The organism is Paenibacillus sp. JNUCC 35, assembly GCF_058269095.1.
The window spans coordinates 5,815,909-5,833,369 of sequence record NZ_CM177771.1 but is presented as its reverse complement, the minus strand read 5'-3'; the positions used below and the strand labels follow the sequence as shown (position 1 = coordinate 5,833,369).

The 17,461-nt window shown below is 55.6% G+C and carries 17 protein-coding genes; 8 read left to right on the top strand and 9 right to left on the bottom strand.

What is annotated here, in order from left to right:
• Positions 1 to 152: 152 nt before the first annotated feature.
• Both AC2TF6_RS26410 and AC2TF6_RS26405 read right to left on the bottom strand, forming a co-directional pair.
• Complete coding sequence (locus AC2TF6_RS26410; protein WP_491309198.1) at positions 153 to 602, bottom strand: hypothetical protein; 450 nt, start codon at positions 600 to 602, stop codon at positions 153 to 155.
• Positions 603 to 621: 19 nt separating this feature from the next.
• Complete coding sequence (locus AC2TF6_RS26405) at positions 622 to 1,263, bottom strand: iron-containing redox enzyme family protein (protein WP_491309197.1); 642 nt, start codon at positions 1,261 to 1,263, stop codon at positions 622 to 624.
• A gap of 264 nt (positions 1,264 to 1,527) precedes the next feature.
• On the opposite strand from AC2TF6_RS26405, the gene pdxR reads away from it, so the two are divergent.
• Positions 1,528 to 2,907, top strand: coding sequence for a MocR-like pyridoxine biosynthesis transcription factor PdxR (pdxR, locus tag AC2TF6_RS26400; RefSeq protein ID WP_491309196.1), 1,380 nt, complete (start codon positions 1,528 to 1,530; stop codon positions 2,905 to 2,907).
• A gap of 415 nt (positions 2,908 to 3,322) precedes the next feature.
• Positions 3,323 to 4,084 carry an HAD-IIB family hydrolase gene (locus AC2TF6_RS26395; protein ID WP_491309195.1) on the top strand — a complete coding sequence of 254 codons (762 nt, stop codon included), beginning with the start codon at positions 3,323 to 3,325 and terminating at the stop codon, positions 4,082 to 4,084.
• 31 nt (positions 4,085 to 4,115) lie between these two features.
• On the opposite strand, the gene AC2TF6_RS26390 is transcribed toward AC2TF6_RS26395, so the two are convergent.
• Positions 4,116 to 4,808: a M24 family metallopeptidase gene (locus AC2TF6_RS26390; RefSeq protein WP_491309194.1), complete on the bottom strand. Its 693-nt coding sequence runs from the start codon at positions 4,806 to 4,808 to the stop codon at positions 4,116 to 4,118.
• Positions 4,809 to 5,032: 224 nt separating this feature from the next.
• Here AC2TF6_RS26390 and AC2TF6_RS26385 point away from each other — a divergent pair, with 224 nt between their 5' ends.
• The 4 genes from AC2TF6_RS26385 to AC2TF6_RS26370 all read left to right on the top strand — a co-directional run bounded on the left by AC2TF6_RS26385 (position 5,033) and on the right by AC2TF6_RS26370 (position 8,640).
• A complete protein-coding gene (locus AC2TF6_RS26385; RefSeq protein ID WP_491309193.1) occupies positions 5,033 to 5,392 on the top strand; it encodes a hypothetical protein in 360 nt (119 codons plus the stop codon).
• Between the two features lie 327 nt (positions 5,393 to 5,719).
• Positions 5,720 to 6,214 (top strand): cation:proton antiporter regulatory subunit, encoded by a 495-nt coding sequence (locus AC2TF6_RS26380; protein ID WP_326053874.1) that lies wholly within the window; start codon positions 5,720 to 5,722, stop codon positions 6,212 to 6,214.
• A gap of 4 nt (positions 6,215 to 6,218) precedes the next feature.
• Complete coding sequence (locus AC2TF6_RS26375) at positions 6,219 to 7,460, top strand: cation:proton antiporter (RefSeq protein ID WP_369999311.1); 1,242 nt, start codon at positions 6,219 to 6,221, stop codon at positions 7,458 to 7,460.
• Between the two features lie 82 nt (positions 7,461 to 7,542).
• A complete protein-coding gene (locus tag AC2TF6_RS26370) occupies positions 7,543 to 8,640 on the top strand; it encodes a YitT family protein (protein ID WP_491309192.1) in 1,098 nt (365 codons plus the stop codon).
• Positions 8,641 to 8,782: 142 nt separating this feature from the next.
• Here AC2TF6_RS26370 and AC2TF6_RS26365 read toward each other — a convergent pair whose 3' ends face one another.
• Positions 8,783 to 9,637 (bottom strand): AraC family transcriptional regulator, encoded by an 855-nt coding sequence (locus AC2TF6_RS26365; protein WP_491309191.1) that lies wholly within the window; start codon positions 9,635 to 9,637, stop codon positions 8,783 to 8,785.
• 302 nt (positions 9,638 to 9,939) lie between these two features.
• Here AC2TF6_RS26365 and AC2TF6_RS26360 point away from each other — a divergent pair, with 302 nt between their 5' ends.
• Both AC2TF6_RS26360 and AC2TF6_RS26355 read left to right on the top strand, forming a co-directional pair.
• On the top strand, positions 9,940 to 10,707 hold the full coding sequence (locus tag AC2TF6_RS26360) for an SDR family oxidoreductase (protein ID WP_491309190.1): 768 nt from the start codon (positions 9,940 to 9,942) through the stop codon (positions 10,705 to 10,707).
• A gap of 63 nt (positions 10,708 to 10,770) precedes the next feature.
• Positions 10,771 to 12,069, top strand: a complete 1,299-nt coding sequence (locus AC2TF6_RS26355) for a glucuronate isomerase (protein WP_491309189.1) — start codon at positions 10,771 to 10,773, stop codon at positions 12,067 to 12,069.
• Positions 12,070 to 12,135: 66 nt separating this feature from the next.
• Here AC2TF6_RS26355 and AC2TF6_RS26350 read toward each other — a convergent pair whose 3' ends face one another.
• The 5 genes from AC2TF6_RS26350 to AC2TF6_RS26330 all read right to left on the bottom strand — a co-directional run bounded on the left by AC2TF6_RS26350 (position 12,136) and on the right by AC2TF6_RS26330 (position 17,346).
• Positions 12,136 to 12,525, bottom strand: a complete 390-nt coding sequence (locus AC2TF6_RS26350; RefSeq protein ID WP_491309188.1) for a hypothetical protein — start codon at positions 12,523 to 12,525, stop codon at positions 12,136 to 12,138.
• A gap of 231 nt (positions 12,526 to 12,756) precedes the next feature.
• On the bottom strand, positions 12,757 to 13,617 hold the full coding sequence (locus AC2TF6_RS26345) for a sugar phosphate isomerase/epimerase family protein (protein WP_491309187.1): 861 nt from the start codon (positions 13,615 to 13,617) through the stop codon (positions 12,757 to 12,759).
• A gap of 187 nt (positions 13,618 to 13,804) precedes the next feature.
• Positions 13,805 to 14,878: a Gfo/Idh/MocA family protein gene (locus AC2TF6_RS26340; RefSeq protein ID WP_491309186.1), complete on the bottom strand. Its 1,074-nt coding sequence runs from the start codon at positions 14,876 to 14,878 to the stop codon at positions 13,805 to 13,807.
• A gap of 140 nt (positions 14,879 to 15,018) precedes the next feature.
• The gene (locus AC2TF6_RS26335; protein ID WP_491309185.1) at positions 15,019 to 15,876 is read right to left on the bottom strand and encodes an AraC family transcriptional regulator; all 858 of its coding nucleotides are present in this window, start codon (positions 15,874 to 15,876) and stop codon (positions 15,019 to 15,021) included.
• A 309-nt stretch (positions 15,877 to 16,185) separates the two neighbouring features.
• Positions 16,186 to 17,346, bottom strand: coding sequence for a Gfo/Idh/MocA family protein (locus AC2TF6_RS26330; protein WP_491309184.1), 1,161 nt, complete (start codon positions 17,344 to 17,346; stop codon positions 16,186 to 16,188).
• Between the last annotated feature and the right edge of the window lie 115 nt (positions 17,347 to 17,461).

The window sequence follows — 17,461 nt, the reverse complement described above, 5'->3', positions numbered from 1 at the left end:
CTGTTCTTTCGAACCGCGCGTTGAAGCTTACGCTAGGGGAAAAGCGCACGATCCTGCGGGATCTGTGCGCTTTTTTTCATCGGAGAAGACGGAAGCACGAAAAAAGCCCCGGTTTCCTCGGGAGGAAACGCGGGACTCGGGTCGTTCAGCCGTTACTTGTTTTTGACAAGATCGTTGGAGCTTATGCCGAGGAAATCGAAAGCTTCTTTAAGCATAGCCTGATCTTCTTTGTTCCAGAAGCTTTTTTGAATATCGGAAATGTTGGAGTTTCTGGAGATGCGGTCCATCTGCATCTTCATGATCGAGCCGCTGCACAGCACGGCAATGTGGGAAACATGAGGGAATACGGTTCTTTGCGCTTCTTCCCAAATGCTGTTGACCTCCGGTGTGAACACGATCGGACGTCCGTCGCGCTCCATAAAACGGTTGTCGACGAGCAGCTTGACTTTGCCTGCTTTGGCGCTGTTTGCCACAGTTTCGGTAATGATGCGAGCCGCTTCCCGGGCTTCCTCGACCGTCAGGTTATCGACGACCTGCCAGGCAAAAACCAGGTTGGCTTTATCCATGCTGGAGTTGAATTTATCTTTCAGTAGAACGCTCATTTTGTTACCCCTTCGCTAATTATTTAAACCAAGATGCGAGCATGACGTCCAGCGTGTTGCAGGTATATTTAACGAGATGTTCGGCTTCCTGCAGCTGTTTTTCGGTCATGTTCTGGATGAGATGATACACTTGGCTGTGTTCCTCGTCCGCCTCGCAGTGAATCGCCCAGTATTCGAGATCCGTAAAGCCGGTTTCCTGCAAAATTTTGTGGGCGTGAAGATAGACGGCGTGAGCGAAGCCTTCGCTCGTGCTGTTGATGATCAGCAGTGACATATTTTCATCCATGGCCGCAACGGCACGGTATTGGAGAGAGATGAAGTGTTCCGTCTCGTAATTGGCTGTATGGTTTTCGGGATCGTCCAAGCCGATGCCGATCATCCATTTGCGGAGCATCTCGGCATGGTCTTTCTCTTCGTCATAGTGAGTGGAGAAAACATCGTGGTCCACATCCGGGAACCGTTCCCATCTGAGCTTCAGCAGCTCGCCAAAATGTTTGGATAAATGATAGAGGTTATTGCACCAGACAAAATACTGCGGATCTTTCTCCGCCGGGAAATTCAAAAAGAACGGATTTTGGGTTTTAACACGCGCAAGCTCCGATGAAATGATCCCGCTGATTCTTTTGATAACTTCTTCTTTGGTTGTTGTTACGTTTGTCATTCAGGTCTCTCCCCTTTCTACATGTATATCGACAAAATAATGTAAATTTTCAAGACAAATAACGACAAATTTCCGTTAAATTATGTTGACTTGAAAATTCAAGTGAAGTTTGGGAAGATATGAGAAAATCGTGGGCGGGACAGGCAGGATATGCACGATAAAAATTAGAAGGTGCGGCACTCGTTTAACGATAAGGATGCCGTATGCCAAGCGTTCTCCGGTAAAGCCGGAGGAAGCATCCAAGCTTAGGAGGTGCGTCGCGTCATGCGTGAATTTACGCTGGATTTTTCGGCCAGCAAAAAGCCGATTTTTCACCAGTTATATACCTATTTCAAAAACGGGATCCGGGAAGGAAGGCTGCGCAGCGGAGACTATCTTCCTTCGCTCCGCAGCAGTGCCCGGTCTTTCGGCGTCAGTAAAAATAGCGTGGAAAACGCATATCAGCTGCTGATATCGGAAGGGTATCTGCGGAATATCCCCAAAAAAGGCTACTGCGTGACGTACGAACCGGATGCGTCCTCGCGCGAGGTTATCCGGGCGGAAGCGGCAAATATCTCCGAACGGACGGTCGCGACGGATTTCCGCTACGGCAATATTGAGCTGGGGACGTTCCCCTTCCGGCATTGGAACAAGGTGCGGAATCTCCTGGTCGCGCAGTATCAGAGTCGCTATGCCGTCGAAGGAACGAATCAGGGGGAATATCCGCTCCGCAAGGAGCTTTCCAGGCTTTTGTATGAATCCAGGGGCGTTCTGTCTACCCCGGACCAGATCGTCGTGGGAGCGGCTCCCCAGCAGCTCGTGATGCTGTTAAGCCAGCTTCTTGACGTGAAGAAGCACAGGATCGGCGTCGAGAATCCCGGATACGACGGGGCCCGGAATACGTTTTTGAATTTGGGATTTCGTGTCCACCCGATTCCACTGACCGGCAGCGGCGTCTCGCTTCGGGAGCTGACGGGGAGCGGCGCGAACGTGATGTATGTAAGCCCCTCCCAGCAGTTCAGGAACCGGATGACGATGTCTGCCGATAAAAGAACGGAGCTGGCGGAGTGGGTCCGCTCCCGCGAATATCTCATCGAGGACGATTACGAATGGGAGTTCAAATACGAGGAAGGGATTCTTCCCGCGATTCAGAGCATGGTTCCGGACAAGGCGGTTTACATCGGCCGGATCTCCAAGGCGCTGCTGCCGGTGTTTAATCTCAGCTACATGGTGCTGCCCTCCGGACTTCTTTCCGAGTTTCACTCGAAAGTCCCGGAGTACGACCAGCCGGTTTCCAGACTGGACCAGCTCACCTTCGCGCGGTACTTGTCCGACGGCTACTGGTACAAGCATCTGCAGCAGATGCGGCGGCTTTACGAGGAGAAGCAGCGGTATTTCGCGGAGGCCCTTGAACGGTATATGCCGGGAAAAGCGCAGGCCGAGGGAAAAGATACGGGGCTTCACGCTTTCCTGACCGTACGGACGGACCGGTCGGAGGACGAGCTGATCGAAGCGGCCCTGGAAAAGGGCGTGCGGGTGTACGGCACCGCCCGGTACTGGCTGCGGCCCAGCGCCCCGTATCCGACAGTGCTTCTCGGATACGGGGCGCTGGGCCGGGAGGAAATTGCCGCCGGCGTGAAGGCGCTGGCGGAAGCGTGGTTCTGAGCCGCCGGATTGTACGGCGGCGGACGCTTGTTCCCGCTGCGCAGGCTCTGCGGGAAGGCGGGGCTGCGCCCTGTACGCGCGGCATGGGAACGTCCGGCCCCGCGCCGCATTGCGGGGGGCGCGGCTGTGCCCGCATACCCGGTCTCGGACCGCTTTGCGGGAGGGCGTGGCTGTCCACGGTACGTCCAGCCTCGCACCGCATTACGGGAAGGCGCAGCTGTGCCGTACTGCCCGAAACCTGTAACGCCCCTTGCGGCTCACGGGCCTTAACGGTCATTACATGGCGGGCGGAACCTGCCGCTAGCTTGCCGGACGCCTGCCGGGTGTCCTGCTCACTTTGCGCGTTCTGTCCCTTTAACGGACGGACCGTACCCGTTACGATTAGGTACATCAATCGAGTAAGGTGGGCGTGAACATGAACTTTATTTTTGACCTGGATGGAACGATTTGCTTCAAAGGACAGCCGATTTCGAAGCGTATTCTGGATGTTTTGCTGGAGCTGGAGGATGCCGGGCACTTTGTGGGCTTCGCATCGGCGCGGCCCTGCCGGGATATGCTTCCCGTCCTGGACGAAAGATTCGGCGGACATCTGCTGATCGGGGCCAACGGCGCGATGACCTTTTACCGCAAGCAGCCGCTGGCGTACCAGCCGATTCCCGGGCCGTTAGCCGGGCAAATCGTTAACCTGCTGAATGATTATGAGGCCGAATATCTTATCGACGATACATGGAACTATGCTTACCGTCTGAGTCCCGGGCACCCGTTCCTGGCTAATGTGGACCCCCATGGGCTGGCGAGACGCGTGGAGCTGGACGACATTCAATCATTTGTCAAAATCGTTGTGCTCTCCTGCAGCCGGTTTGAGGAGCTGTCCGCGAAGCTGAGAGCTTTGGACGTTACGATCCATTATCACTCCTCGGAGGGCATTCTGGATGTGACCAGCCAAGGCGTCAATAAGATGGCGGCCTTGAGCGGCTGCGGGCTCCCGCTGGAGGAGTTCATTTGTTTCGGCAACGACAACAACGATCTGCCGCTTTTCCGGAAAGCGAAGCATTCGGTGTTGATCGGGGACCATGACGCGCTGGCTGAACTCGCCAAGGAGAAAATCGCCGTCGACGACCGGACGGAGGAGAATATCCTGCAAAAATTAAAGGAGCTCGGCACGGTACTCGTTTGAGTGCCGTGCAGGCTCCTTTTTTTGCCGATGATTAGTCCACAGTCAGCAGCTGCTCGAAAAAGCCGCCGATCTCGCGCTCGCGGTCCACAAAATGGATCTCCAGGATCCAGTCGCGGGCCAGGCCGTTTTTATCGTTATCCCGCATCTTGATGTGATTGTCGGGATGGATATAATTCTCGACCTCTTCGCCTTGTACGATCTCGTGAGGGAATTCCCCGATAAGATGACCGGCGTGAGGGCCGCCATACTCCCAGCCGTAATCGCGGGCCAAAGCGGTCATAAAATCGTAAAGCTCGCTGCCCGTTATGTCCGGACGGGATTCGAAGAAGGCCTTGCCGTCATGCCAGGCGAGTTCGACGTCCCGCCGCAGTTTATTTTTGAGAGGATCGTCTCCAAACACGTACGTGCGCCCGAAATCGGCTTCCCAATCTTCGAAGATCGGGCCGAAGTCGATAAAGAGAATGTCTCCCGGCTCCACCATCCTGTCCGGCGGATTTTCCCGGTACGGGTGAAGCGTATTGCTCCCCGCACGCACGATCCGCTTGTGCCAATACTTCTTGATCCCGTAAAGCTCGAAGGCGAACTGATAAATTTCACGGTTCAATTCTTTTTCCGTAACGCCGCTGCGCAGAATTCCTTTCGCTTCGGCCATTTCGAAAAGCGCAAGGGCTTTCTTTTCCGCCTCGCGTAAATTTGTATGACGCTCCTGTCGGGTTGCTGCCATTGTTGTATGTCTCCTCTCTCTAACAGGTATCCAATTATCTCCTTCTCTATTGTACGGGCTGAGGGACGAGTTTGAAAGTTACAGATTCGGCAAGAAAGTAAGGACAGATCGCCGGTGTTTTTGCATAATCAAACAAAAAAATGCATAAAATAAGCGCCGGACTGTTTCGAAATCGCGCGAAATGTGTTATCATAGTTGTAACAGATTACAAAAGGGGGGAGACGATGAAGCAACGGAACGCGATCATTCGCTGGTGTCTGTTTCTTGCGCTGTCCTTCCTGCTGAGCTTCTCCGCGCCCGTGCCTCTGACTCAGGAGGCCGCGGCCAGCCAGTCATCCTCTACGTATGAGTCTGTCCCTCCGCTTAGCGAACACAAATCCAAGTATGTGATCCGCAAAGCCGTTACCCATCATTTTGCCAAAATGATGAAGGCGGCCAACACCCTCGTGGTTTTATTCGTGCTGTGCCTGTTTACCCTCTTTAAAGCTCCCGTTCCGGGGCTCCGGTACAAACCCTACTTTTGCCTGTTAAGGCGCAAACAACTTCTTCTACCCATCAAATTCACGTCGAATTACGTGGCTTAAGTTCTCTGCCGTTATCCGGCGAAACGTATAGTCCCATTCATCCGAATGTTGAACGAAAGTACCTGCTGTCAAATTTTTCGGCCGCTTGTTGAGGGTTTTTTTAAGTCTGTCTAAAATTGCTTGAATGCATAAATATTGCATAAAAATGTATAAAAATAACGTGGATGATATTGAAAACGATGATGAGCCTCGGCGAAAAAATAAGCCGGGCGGCAAGGCCCCCGTCTGCCCGAATTCTTTGACTCCTTACGGCAGCTAAGCGCACGGGCAGTCTGAAGCAGGACCGAACGGTTCCAATTACACTCATTTATAGGAGGCTATACCGCTATGTACGTAAGAGAATCCGATTTGCCGGGGATAGGAAAGAAGTTCCTGATAAATACCCGCGGCGGAGATAAGATCGTCGTTATCCTTCATGACGACGGCAGACGTGAAATGTACCATTTTCACTATGACGATCCCGACGAGAGCTTGTCCATGGTTACCCTTGATGACGATGAAGCCCGTCAGCTTGCCGCAATCGTAGGCGGATTGACGTATAAACCGAAGGCGCTGGAGTCGATCGAAGTGGCTCTGGACGATTTGATCATCGAATGGTACAAGATGGACCCGGAGTATGCGTGCATCGGCCAATCAATCGGCGAGCTGGACGTCCGGCAAAATTCGGGAGCGACCATCATTGCGGTGGTCGACAAAAATCACGGCAAGCAGATCAATCCGGGACCGGATTATGTCTTGTCCGCCGATTCGACTCTGATCGTGGTCGGGGAAAGACAGCAGCAAAAATTGTTCCGGCACATTTTAAAGAATGGAAGTGGTTAAATAGATGAATCACATGGTTTTTGAGGTAGGTTTGGCTATCGCGCTTATTGCGGCGGCCGGGTTGTTGTCAGCCAAACTCCGCTTTTCGGTCATTCCTTTCTATATTCTGATCGGGATGGCCGTAGGTCCGCACGCGCTGGAGTTCTGGCATTTTGATTTCCGGTTCATTGAAAGCGCGCCGCTGATCGAGTTTATGGGCCGGATCGGAGTCCTGTTCCTTCTGTTCTATCTGGGACTGGAGTTCTCGGTAGGCCGGCTTATCAAGTCGGGGCGTTCTATCGCCGTGGGCGGTACGATTTATATCCTCATTAATTTTACGCTGGGCGTCTTATTCGCTTGGGCGCTCGGTTTTCCTCTAGCCGAAATTCTGGTGATTGCCGGAATTACGACGATTTCCTCCAGTGCCATCGTGGCCAAAGTTCTGGTCGATCTGAAAAGAACGGCCAATCCCGAAACCGAAATGATCCTCGGCATTATCATGTTCGAAGACGTTTTCCTCGCCGTCTATATCTCTATCCTGTCAGGACTCGTCCTAAGCGGTTCCACAACGTTGGGAGGCGTGCTGCTCTCCGCGCTCATCGCGCTCGGATTTATGCTGGTGCTGCTCGTAGCGGGCAGAAAAGCCGTTCCACTCCTAAACCGGCTGCTGAACATACGCTCCAACGAGCTGTTCGCGCTCGTGATTTTCGCGGCGTTGTTCCTCGTAGCGGGATTCTCCGAAACGATTCATGTCGCGGAAGCGATCGGGGCTTTGCTCGTCGGGCTTGTCCTGGCGGAGACGGAGCACGCCAAGCGGATCGAGCATCTGATCATGCCGTTCCGGGACTTCTTCGGCGCTATTTTCTTCTTCAGCTTCGGGCTGACCATCGATCCCCTGGCGCTCGGCGGAGCCGTCTGGATGTCGCTGGGAGCCGTCGCGATTACCCTGATCGGCAACTTGGCCGCCGGGATGCTGGCGGGGCGAAGCGCCGGTCTGCCTTCGAAGGCTTCGGCCAACATCGGCCTGACCATTGTATCGCGCGGCGAATTTTCCATTATTATGGCCAATCTCGGCAAAGCGGGCGGACTGCTGGCGGTTTTACAGCCCTTCGCGGCTCTGTACGTACTCATCATGGCGATTCTCGGGCCGCTGCTTACCAAGGAAAGCAAAACCATTTACAAGTGGATGAATAAAGTGATTCCTTTCAAAGACGCGTCCGGTAAGAAGGAGGGCAAAACCGTTCTGCAAAAGGAAGGAAGCGGGTAATGCCGCCGGATATTCGCACTCGGACGCTGGCTGATTGTACGGTCCTGTAAGGACGGAATCTAAGCGATGAGGAGGAATTCCGATGAAACTTTTGCAAAATGTCCGCATCGGTCCGGCCGGAGAAACAATGGGCGGCTGGTCCTTGGCTCAGTGGTGTTTCAAGCTCTTGATGGTGATTTGCGGGAGCGTGCTGGCCGCAGTCGGGCTGGAGCTGTTCCTGATCCCGAACCGCATGCTGGTCGGGGGAATGACGGGCCTTTCCGCTTTGGCGGCCCATTTTACGGAGATGAGGCTCGGCCTGTTTCTGTTCGTGCTGAACCTGCCGCTTATTCTGCTTTCGTACCGGCAGGTCCGGCGAAATTTCGCGGTGCTCACGGTTCTCGGCCTGCTCGTATTTTCGCTCAGCGCCCTTATCTTGCATCCGGTACCGGCTCTGATCGAAAATCCGATGTCGGCGGCTTTTCTCGGAGGAGTATCTCTGGGGCTGGGAATCGGTCTGGTCATCCGCTACGGGGGTACCCTGGATACGCTGGAAACGCGGGACCACACCGAAAAACTGGCGAAATTCGGTTTCAAAGATCAAGATTTCATGCTGCTAAACTGCTTTATTTTGGCGGGAGCGGGCTTTATTTACGGCTGGGAGCAGGCGATGTACTCCATTCTAGCTTACCTGCTCGCGTATGAAACGGTGCATTTCAGCCTGCGGGGGTTTTCCGTGCACCGCCGGATTACGATTGTAAGCGGGCACTGCGCTGAAATCGAGAAAGAGATGGAGGCCAGGCTTGGACGAAAGGCATTTGACTGCGAAGCGGAAGAACGTGAGGCGGCTGCAAAAAGAGCGATGCCGGAAGAGCGTCAAACTTACGGGCTGGAGTGGGCCGCCGAGCGTTTTTTCAGCCGGCGCTCCAGGCGGGTCATGGCAAACTTCCGGCCTATCGAGCCTCGTGAGTCTGCGGGGGGAGGGGCGAACGGGAACGGGAGCGGCCTGGGGCCGGACGAAGGCGGACTGCACGGTGAAGTGAGTGCGGAACACAGTCGCAGCAGGGGGCGCAGCCTTTCTTACACCATTCATTTTATGGAAGAAGCCCGCTTGAAGGCGATTGTGAAAGCGATCGACCCGGCCGCCGGTATCGTGACGGATTCGCGGGGGCGAAGAAGGGACGGAAGCTTGGCGGAATAGCGGATTATATAAGCGGGAACAGGGCAAGAGCAAGAGCAAGAACCTTTGCCGGGGAGATTACCCGCCGGAACAAGAAGGCACCGCAGCAAGTAACTGCGGTGCCTTCTTGTGTTTTAACGCGAAGCAGACCCTAAACAGCACCTTACTCCTTCGGATAGGTGTTCAGCACCTGTTTGCGGTATTCGTCCGCCGTCAGGCCGGTAAATTTTTTAAACGTCTGACTGAAGTGCGATAAATGCTTGAAGCCGACCTCATAGGCGGTCTCGGTGATGCTTTTTTCGGGTTCCAGGGTGAAAAGAACTTTCGCCTGGTTGATGCGGCGCCGGTACAAATAATGAAACAAGGTGATACCGGTCGTTTCCCTAAACAGTTTGACGAGGTAGTGCTTGTTCAAGTGGACGGCGGCGGCGATGTCATCCAGGCACAAATCCTCGGTGTAATGCGCCTCCACAAAAGAAATGAGCTGCTGCACATGCTGCTGTCTGGGTCCGGCGGGCTCGTGGCTCCGGTTACGGGGGTTGTCGGCGATTTCATACACTTGAAGCAGGACCCGCATAAAAGAAGCGAGGAACCGGTCGCGACATAAAGAATCGCTTCCTCTGGACAGGGAGCACAATTCTTCCAGCATGGGTTCCAAAATCGCTCGTTCGCCAGGCTCCAGAGAAATCAGCCGGTTATCCGTTCTTTTAAACGGGTTCAGCACCGGAGTGTGAAAGGGCGCGCGGAACAGCCCCTCGGCATAGGCCGGATCGAAGTGCACAATGGTGCGGCAGTACTCGAAAGCCGGATTGATTTTGGGATAATGCAAAGTCATGCCGTTCATCAGAAGAAGATCGCCCGGGGAAAGGTTATAAATCCGGTCCCCGACCAGGTAGCTGCATTGCCCGCTGTGAAAATAATAAAGTTCATAATAAAGATGGGAATGGAAGCCGGCGGGAATGCGGGATGTGTTATACAGGGCTTCTATCGGCCTCGTAAAGGTTTCCATCAGGCTCATAAGGCTGTCCTCCGGGTTTGCGGGTATCTGTTCAGTTAGTTAATCAACCTAATCTTACACACAGTTTAGCATGCCCTCTCCGAAAATCACACCAACCAGATATAAATAAGTAAAGGCAGGTACATAACGAGAAGAAAGCGTTCTACAGCATCTCATGGTACGGTAGAAGCAGATCAATAAAGCGAATCCGTTTGTCTCACTAAAAGGCCCGGCTTATGCGTGGGAGAAGATAGTTAATGTCCTTATTATATGTAATCGGACAATCCGTCATAGCCGGAGCACCCCAAAGGAGTCACACTCATATGAACTTATTCGATTTAACGGGCAAAACGGCTGTCGTCATCGGCGGCAACAGCACGCTGGGCGGAGAAATGGCGGCCGGACTGGCGGGACACGGAGCGCAGGTGGCCGTTGTGGGCCGCAACCCGGATACCTCCGCTGCGGTCCGCGACCGCATAGAGCAAGGGGGCGGCGAGGCCCGCTGCTTCCAGGCGGACGCGACGTCCTCGGCGGATTTGCGGCGTGTCCTGGATGAAGTGCTGGACTGGACGGGCAGAGCCGATATCCTGCTCAACTGTCCGGGCAAAAACAGCGCGACTCCTTTTTTCCAGATCACGGAAGAGGAATGGGACAGCATCATGAACGTCAATCTGAAAAGCGTCATGCTGGCCTGCCAGGTCTTCGGCAAATATATGGTGGAAAGCGGTCGCGGCGGCAGCATCATCAACATTTCGAGCGTATCGGCCGATCCGCCGTTGTCGAAGGTGTTCACCTATTCCGTCTCAAAGGCCGGTGTGAACAGCGTGACCAAATATTTGGCAAGGGAGTTCGCTCCGGCCGGAGTGCGCGTGAATGCGATCGTGCCGGGATTTTTCCCGGCGGAACAGAACCGCAAAATTCTTTCGGAGGAGCGGATTTCCTCCATTATGAGCCATACGCCGATGAATCGGTTCGGTGAAGCGCGCGAGCTTCAAGGCGCCGCCGTGTACTTGGCCTCATCCGCGGCCTCGGGGTTCGTAACCGGCTCTATCCTGCGGGTTGACGGGGGATTCGGGGCCATGACGATTTAGAACATAGCGCTTCTTGTCGGGATTTTTTTGCGAAATCTACCCCTATCAAAAGGATGTGGAACCATGAAGGCACAAACGATCCAAAACGCGGCGGAGCTGAGAAAAATCGTCGGGAGGCTGGCCGCCTCCACCCCGGTCACCGATATGCATACCCATCTGTATTCCGCGGATTTTGAAGACTCTCTGCTCTGGGGAATCGATGAATTGCTGACTTATCACTATCTGATTTCGGAGTCCTTCCGGTGGTCGGAAGACTCTTATGAGGCTTTCTGGGCGATGTCGAAAAGGGAACAGGCTGATACCATCTGGAAAAAGCTGTTCGTCGATCATTCTCCCGTGAGCGAGGCCGCAAGCGGACTGATCACGATTTTGAACCGGCTCGGACTGGATGTTTCCAGCCGTAACCTGGAAGAATACCGCCGCATACTGGCAGGTCGGGATTTGCGCGGACAGCTCGACACGGTCATGAAGCTCGCCAAGGTGGAGCACATCGTCATGACGAACGACCCGTTCGATGCGGCCGAGCGAACGGTGTGGCTGGACCGCGGAGGCAATACGGATCCGCGTTTCTCCGCGGCTCTGCGTGTAGATGCGCTGCTGAACAACTGGCCGCAGGCAGTGGGCGAGCTGAAGCAGCTCGGATACCGCGTGGAGGAGGCATGGACGGAGGAGACGCGCGGGGAAGTCCGCCGTTTCCTGTCGGAATGGATCCGGCGGATGGATGCGCTCTATCTAGCGGTCTCCATGCCGGGGGATTTTGTGTATCCGTCGGACGATCACCGCAGCCGGATGATCGACGAAGCGATGGTCCCGGTGTGCCGGGAGCACGGCATTCCTTTTGCGCTCATGATCGGAGTGCGGCGCTCGGTCAATCCGGGCCTCCGTCTGGCGGGCGACATGAGCATGCACTCGGACGTGACCGCGGTGGAAGCCCTCTGCCGGCGCTATCCGGAACAGAAATTCCTGGTCACGATGCTGGCCCGCGAAAATCAGCATGAGCTTGCGGTGCTTGCGCGCAAATTCCGCAACCTGATGATTTTCGGCTGCTGGTGGTTCCTTCACGTGGAATCCATCGTGGAGGAGATGACCCGCTTCCGGGTGGAGCTTCTCGGAACTTCCGTCATTCCGCAGCACTCGGACTGCCGCGTTCTCGAGCAGCTTATTTACAAGTGGGAGCATTCCCGCTCCATCATCGGCCGGGTGCTTGTGGACAAGTACGAAAAGCTGCACGGCAGCGGCTGGTACGTGACGGAGGAAGAGATACAGCGTGACTTCGATGACCTGTATCATCGCAATTTCTGGCGGTTTTTGGGCAGAGAGGCGAGGCAGGCGCAGAGAGGTGGCGCGCGGGTTTGGAGCTGAAAAATGAAGAAAAGGCTGTCTTCCTTGTTAGCTTAGATAACAAAGGGGACGCCTTTTTTAAAAATTTTATGATTCGAACAAGCTTTTAAGCTGATAATCAAGCTGTTCTGAAGGAAGTATATATACGTTCCCGATTTGGCTATCCGTAAAGCCGAACTTCAGCTGTTCGCCTTCATATAAATTTGCTGAATATCTAAAGCCCGTTCTCTTTTCCTGGTTAGGATCGGGGGTTATCTTTATGCTGCGGGCTTCGTCGACCCATTTTCGGAGAATATCTTTCTCCTTAAATGTTTTTAGTTCGCCGGTGGCACCGTTGCGGATATCGATCCGATCGATTTTGTCCAAATCGGCCTGGTAAAAATCAGCTAATGGTTTTGGGGCCGGTTCGGCTTCTGGGCGGCTTTCGCATCCTGCTGCGGATAAAATCAGCACGATTAATAAAAAGATTTTCTTCACGGGGGTCCTCCCTAGTAAAATTTTGAATGGCACTGAATTGTACGGGGATGACATCAAACGAGGAACCGATGTATCTCTATTTTACATGGATAATAATGGAATTTAAATAGTGTGGATAAATAGAGAGGGGCGGTCTGCAAGAAAAAGAGTCGCATGTTTTCCCGCTCCATCCGACACAGCAAAACCAGCCGGAAAATCCGGCTGGTTTTTTTTATCGCTCGAACGACGCCTCTACGCCTCGGAAGGCTGCATCAGCCCGTTCATAAAAGCGCTGAACTTCTTCAGCATCTCCGGGCCCGGCAGCTCGCCGCTGAAATCTTCGACGCCCAGCCAGCCCGTGTAGCCGACCGCCCGGAGATCCGCGACGACCTGCCGCCAGTCGGCCATCCCCCGGTTCATGGGGCGGGCGGCGGAAACCCAGCGGGTCATGCCGTTCTCATCGGCACCCGGCGCCCAGCCCCCGTTCTTGACGTGCACGTGGGCGAGATAAGGGCCGAGAATTTCCATCCCCATCCGGTAATTCTCGAAGCCTTCGTAGACCATGTTGCCGGGGTCGTACAGCACGCCGATATGCTCGGGCTGCAGCCCTTCCACGAGGCGGTAGGCGGCGGAGGCGCTCGGCGCAATCGTAACGTGGTGCGTCTCGACGAGCCCTTTCACGCCGTACTGCCGGCACAAGGCTTCCGCCTCGCGCAGATAGGCTCGCTGCAGTTCGAACAGCTCGCGGAAGTTACGCGTTCGGTCATAGCGGTGCACGCCGAGCCGGATGAAGGAAGCACCGAGCCGCCGAGCGGCGGCCAGCACGCGCTCCGTGCCTTCCAGATCGCCGGCGTCGAGGTAAGGCGTCACGCTGAGGGAACGCAGCCCGTGACGCGCTGCGGCGTCTCGAAAGCGGTTCAGCTCGGCATCGTCCCACTCCGGAGAGATGGAGCAGAGATTGTTGCGCCAAAAGGACGGCGCTTCACCGGCCATCTCGGGCGGAATCTCTTTGTATCGCCATTCGATACCGGAGATTCCGGCTTCTTTGGCAGCGGCGGCAAGCTGCTCCGGGGACAGCTCGGGTGTAGCGACGGTAAACACGGACAGTTTCATTCGGTAGGACACCTCCGGTCGGATAGGTTGGTTATGTGTAAATCGCCATACCGCGTGCAGCTCACAGCGCTCGATGCGGCATCGCATATCTGTGGTCACGGGAGCTTAGGACCCACAGGTCCACAGGACGCTTTGTTCAGGCCGGGCGGCAACTCCCGTAATAGAGGCCGCAGCGGGATTCCTGCCGCTATTCGGCCCTGACCGCGTCCCGCTGGGCAAACAGGCAGAGCTCGGCCGCTTTGAAAATATGCTCCTGGGTCATCGCATGCTCCGTACGGTTCAGACAGTCGAGGATCAGCTCCCCGAAGTACGGATAGCCGACTTTCCCGCTCAGCTCAAGCCGGCGCTCGCCCTCGCCGTTCACGAGGTACAGGTTGTCGCCCTGCGCGCTGCGGGCGATATCGACGTATTTCCTCAGCTCGATGTAGCCGTCCGTGCCGAGGAGAACGGTGCGCCCGTCTCCCCAGGTGGACAGGCCGTCCGGCGTCAGCCAATCGACGCGGAAATACTGGGTCGCCCCGTTGTCTCCGAGCAGGGTCGCGTCGCCGAAATCTTCCAGCTCCGGATACTGCCGGTTGTTGTAGTTGGCGACCTTGCTGTGCAGCACCTGTGCATCCCGGCAGCCGGCAAAGAACAGGAACTGTTCGATCTGGTGGCTGCCGATATCGCACAGGATGCCGCCGTACTTGGCGCACTCGAAGAACCAGCCGGGCCGCGAAGCGGCGTTAAGCCGGTGCGGGCCGAGGCCGAGCACCTGCACGACACGCCCGATCGCTCCGTCGCGAATGAGCTGCCCCGCGAAGACGGCGCTCTCGACATGCAGCCGCTCGCTGAAATAGACCGCGTATTTGCGGCCGGTCTCGGCTGCCGTTCTTTTGGCCGATTGAAGCTGGTCCAGCGCGGTAAACGGCGTTTTGTCGGTGAAGTAGTCCTTACCGCTGCGCATGACTTTCTCGCCGAGGAGCCCGCGGTCGCACGGAATGGCGGCGGCAGCTACGAGCTTTACTTCTTCGTCCAGCAAAATCTCTTCCAGCGACGTGGCGGGGCGTACGCCGGGATAGGCCGCGAGGAAAGCTTTTACTTTTACCGGGTCGGGGTCGTAGACCCATTTCAGCTCGCCCCCGGCTTCACGCAGTCCGTTGCACATGCCGTAAATATGGCCGTGCTCCAATCCCGCAGCGGCGAAAATAAAGTCGCCCCGCGCGACGACCGGTGCCGCTTTTCCTTCGGGGGCGTAGTTCATGCCGTCTTTTTTGTGCAAAAGAAACCCTTCCTTTCATGGCTATGGCCGGTGCTGGCGCAGACCAAGTCCGGTTCGCGGTTTATTTGCCGAACCGGTTGGTGTGAATCCCCCCGACTGTGTGAACCCTTCTCCAATGATGCCAATCCGGAGGCCGGCCGTTAAGAAGAAAGCTGCTCGCGGACGGTTTTCTTGTATTTTTCCGGCGTCAGTCCGACCTGCTGCTTGAACAAGCGGCTGAAATGAGCGAGATGCTTGAAGCCGACCTGCAGGCACACATCGGTAACGGAGTGGCCGGGATTGTGCAGGAACAACGTTTTGGCCTCGTTGATTCTACGGCGGTACACGAACTGAAAGATAGTCAGTCCCGTGATTTCCTTAAATATTTTAGATAAATAAAATTTACTGAAGTTTAGGTGCTCCTGAAGATGCTCCAAGTGCAGATCATCCGCAAAGTGCTCTTCGAGAAAGCTGACGATGCGCTGGACGTGTTTTTCTTTCTCGGAAGAGAATTCGCGCCCCGTACGCAGCGTCCGCTGGCACTGCTCGTGAACGAAATACAGCAGGTCCAGGAATGCGAGGTGGAGGCGGTTGTAGGCGGTCAAACCGTCCGTCTTGCAGTGAACGCTCATTTCATGGAGGATGCGCTCCGCTTCTTCCTTTTCGGGGCCGCGAAGAGTGAGGCGGCAGTTTTTTAATTCCTGAAAAGGCTGGAGAACATTGATCGCATGAGGCAGCTCAAGATACGGCTTAAGCCCCGCCGGCTCAAAATGCACGGTCGTCCGGATATAAGGAACGGCGGTGTCGACCTTGGGGCAGTGGAGCGTCATGCCGTTCATGAGGATGAGATCCCCGGGCTGAAGCATATAGATGTTGCCGCCGATCAGATAATTGCAGCTTCCGCTGTGGAAGTAATAAATTTCATAATACGCATGGGAATGAAAAACGGAATCGACCTTCCCCTCGTTGCGGTAGCTCAGGCCGAGTATATCTTCGCGGTCGTGCAGGTTCATGAACATGCGGGAGAGCACCACGCTTTATCGGGAGTAAGGGCTGCCCGGAAGCGGCCTTTCTGTTTTCAGTGTAGCATGGAAGCGCTTCCCATTTCTATTCGCAGACAATGCGTATCCAGAGCTTCGTACGTTTGCGGCACACGGTGTGACTATGGAGCGCCGTCCTTTGTGACGGCGGTCAATCACAGGGTACGGGACAGGTGCCCGCAACCGCACTGTACATCGCGGCAGTTCGCTATGAATCCCGCAACCGGAGGCGGGCTCCTTGTTCCGGCACTTCATAGATGAACTCTGCGATTCATCGTCCTCTTCCTGTCAGTAAGAACCTGTCGTATCGAGCGTCTTCTCCTCCGCATTTTTCACGGCTCCGGAAGCCTGTATTTTCTGCTGGAGCAGCCCGTAGAACCGGTCTTCGTCCAGCGGCAGCTCCGCCCATTCGTCCGTCCACGCGGACAGCAGCATGGCGTTCGAGAGCGTGAGCCCCTTCAGGCCCTCTTCGCCCGGAGCGATCAGGGGAGTGCCGTGAAGAATGCCGTTCACCCAATCCTGGGTGATGAGGTGGTGCTGCCCGCGTTCGCTTCCGACGGGAATGTCGATTTTCCACACCTCCGGCTCCCCGAAACCGCCCTTATAGGTGCGGTTGAAATCCGTCTCGGACTGCCGCAGCCGGTAGAAGGTCAGCTTGTCGTTTTCGATGACCATTCTGCCCAGGTCACCCACCACTTCAAGCCGGTTCGTACCCGGCGTTTCGCAGGCGGACGTGATAAATACGCCCGTCGCTCCGTTCTCGTACTCCGCGTAAGCGGTCACTTCGTTCTCGACCTCGATGTCCCGGTGCTTGCCGAAAGCGCAGAAGGCGCGCAGCCGCTTGGGCATCATGCCGGTCACCCACTGCCACAGGTCAAGCTGATGAGGCGACTGGTTGATGAGCACCCCGCCGCCTTCTCCGGCCCATGTGGCGCGCCATCCGCCGGAATCATAGTAGCTCTGGGACCGGTACCAGAGGGTGATGATCCAGTTGATCCGGCGGATTTCCCCGAGCTCGCCCTGCCTGATCAGCTCCCGGAGCTTCTTGTAAAGCGGCTGCGTGCGCTGGTTGTACATGATGCCGAACACTTTGCCGGACGCCGCGGCCGCTTCGTTCATTTCGCGGACCTGCTTCGTGTAGACGCCGGCCGGCTTCTCCGTCAGCACGTGCAGGCCGTGCCGGAAAGCCGCGACGGCTTCCGCCGGGTGGCCGTAATGCGGCGTGCAGACGATCACGCCGTCGATTGTGCCGGAGGCGTACATCTCTTCGATCCCGGTGAAGCGCGCCACGGCGTTTCCGAATTCCCGGGCCGCCCATTCCAGCCGCTCGGTACGCGGGTCGCACACGGCGGCCAACACCCCGCCTTTTACTTTGTTCTCAATCAAATATTTAGCGTGTGCAGAGCCCATATTACCTAACCCGATGATTCCGATACGGACAACTTCCATCTGTACAACCATCCTCCCCGGCATAGATCAAGGCCGTTTTGTATTAGTTTAGCACGGCTGTGACGGGGGACGTTTTACTGCGCTTTGCCAGTTGATCGGAAGATTTAACTCTGGT